1 pseudogene is annotated in these 1,768 nt (G+C 68.0%); it reads left to right on the top strand.

The annotated features are described in order from the left end of the window. Positions 1-74 precede the first annotated feature (74 nt). A pseudogene (locus tag AB0442_RS42345) lies at positions 75-1,283 on the top strand (ISAzo13 family transposase); the annotation flags it as partial. Between the last annotated feature and the right edge of the window lie 485 nt (positions 1,284-1,768).

Genomic DNA, 1,768 nt, shown 5'->3' on the forward strand with positions numbered 1-1,768 from the left:
AGGAGCCGTAAGGAAACTACTGCCAGGTTCGGCCCAATATCGCTGCGGGGCATGGTAGATGGGCTGTTGTGGCGATTCCGGATGATGTCCTTGCGGTGCTGGATGTGAAGTTCGCGGTGCTGCTGCCGCACCTGGACGAGCGGCAGCGCCGCCTCTACTTGGCCTCCGAGGCAGACGCTCTGGGACACGGCGGAATCTCGGCGGTCGCCAGGTTGGCGGAGGTGTCGGAGTCCACCGTTGCCCGAGGATGCGAGGAGCTCGCGGGCGGAGCACAGGTGCTGGGACGGGTGCGCCGGCCCGGCGGCGGGCGCAAGTCCGCCGCGGAGCGCGACCCCGGCCTGGTGGCAGCACTGGAGTCGCTGATCAAGCCGCACGAGGTGGGCGACCCGGTCTCGCCGCTGCGTTGGACTACCGCCTCGCTGCGGGACCTGGCCCGTGAGCTGACCCAGGCGGGCCATCCTGCCAGTGCCCCGGTGGTGGGCGGTCTGCTGCGCGGACTGGGCTTCAGCCTGCAGGGCATGGCCAAGACCCGGGCCGGCAGTCACGTGCCCGACCGCGATGCCCAGTTCCGGCACATCAACACCGCCGTCGAACGCTTCCTGGAACAGGGCCTGCCAGTGGTGAGCGTCGACGCGAAGAAGAAGGAGCCGATCGGCGACTTTGCCCGCGCCGGCCGCAGCTGGCGTCCCAGGGGTGAGCCGATCACCGCCCCGGATCACGACTTCCTCGATCCGAGCACCCCGATCGCCATCCCGTACGGCGTCTACGACCTGGGACGCGACACCGGCTGGGTCAACGTGGGCACCGACCGCAACACCGCCGCCTTCGCAGTCGAGTCGCTTCGCCGCTGGTGGAACCACCAAGGGCGCCTCGACTATCCCGACGCACCCCGTCTGCTGGTCACCGCCGACTCCGGCGGAGCCAACTCCGCGGACTCTCGCCTCTTCAAGATGGGCCTGGCCGACTTCGCCGACGAATGCGGGCTGAGCATCACCGTCATGCACTTCCCGCCAGCGACTTCGAAATGGAACAAGGTCGAACACCGGCTGTTCTCCCGGATCACCCACAGCCTGCGCGGCCAACCCTTGACCAGCTACGAGGTGCTGCTGCAGACCATCTCGGCCACCCGCACCAGCACCGGACTCACGGTCCAGGCCGTACTGGACGAGAACGCTTACCCCACCGGCCGCGCGCTCACCCGGGCCGAGCGCAAGGGTGTCGACCAGCGGGTCGAGCGCGATGAGTTCCACGGCGAGTGGAACTACACCATCGCCCCGCAGGACCCTGGCCAGCAGCTGCAGGAGGATCCACTCGACGACTCGGGACCTCCCGTCCCGGCCGAGATCACCTTCCTCCTCACCCACCCCGCCCTCACCGGCATGTCCCGCGAAGAGTTCGAACAGCTCGTGCTCCGCCTCGAACCGTGCCAGCAGGTTCTGACCGAAGCCGAACGCCGCAAGGGCGACGGCCGGGGCCGTAATCCCGGCTTTGGAACCCTGGATCACCGCCACCGCGTCCTGGCCGCCGTGCTTCGCAGCCGCAACACCATCACCCTCACCCTCGCGGCCGAACTGATGGGCCGCAAACGCAACGTCCTGAGCTACCACGCCGGAAGAACCAAACCCCTGCTGGCATTCGCCGGGCCCGAGCTCGCCAGGATCCTCGTCTTCCACCGGCCCCATCCTCCTCGCACCCTCGACGCCTTGAAGCGCGTGCTCGAGGACCACGACAACGAGATCAACTCAGGCAGTAAATGAATTACGGCTCC

The sequence above is a fragment of the Kitasatospora sp. NPDC085895 genome, assembly GCF_040702125.1.
In the GTDB taxonomy this organism is placed as follows: Bacteria; Actinomycetota; Actinomycetes; order Streptomycetales; family Streptomycetaceae; genus Kitasatospora; species Kitasatospora arboriphila.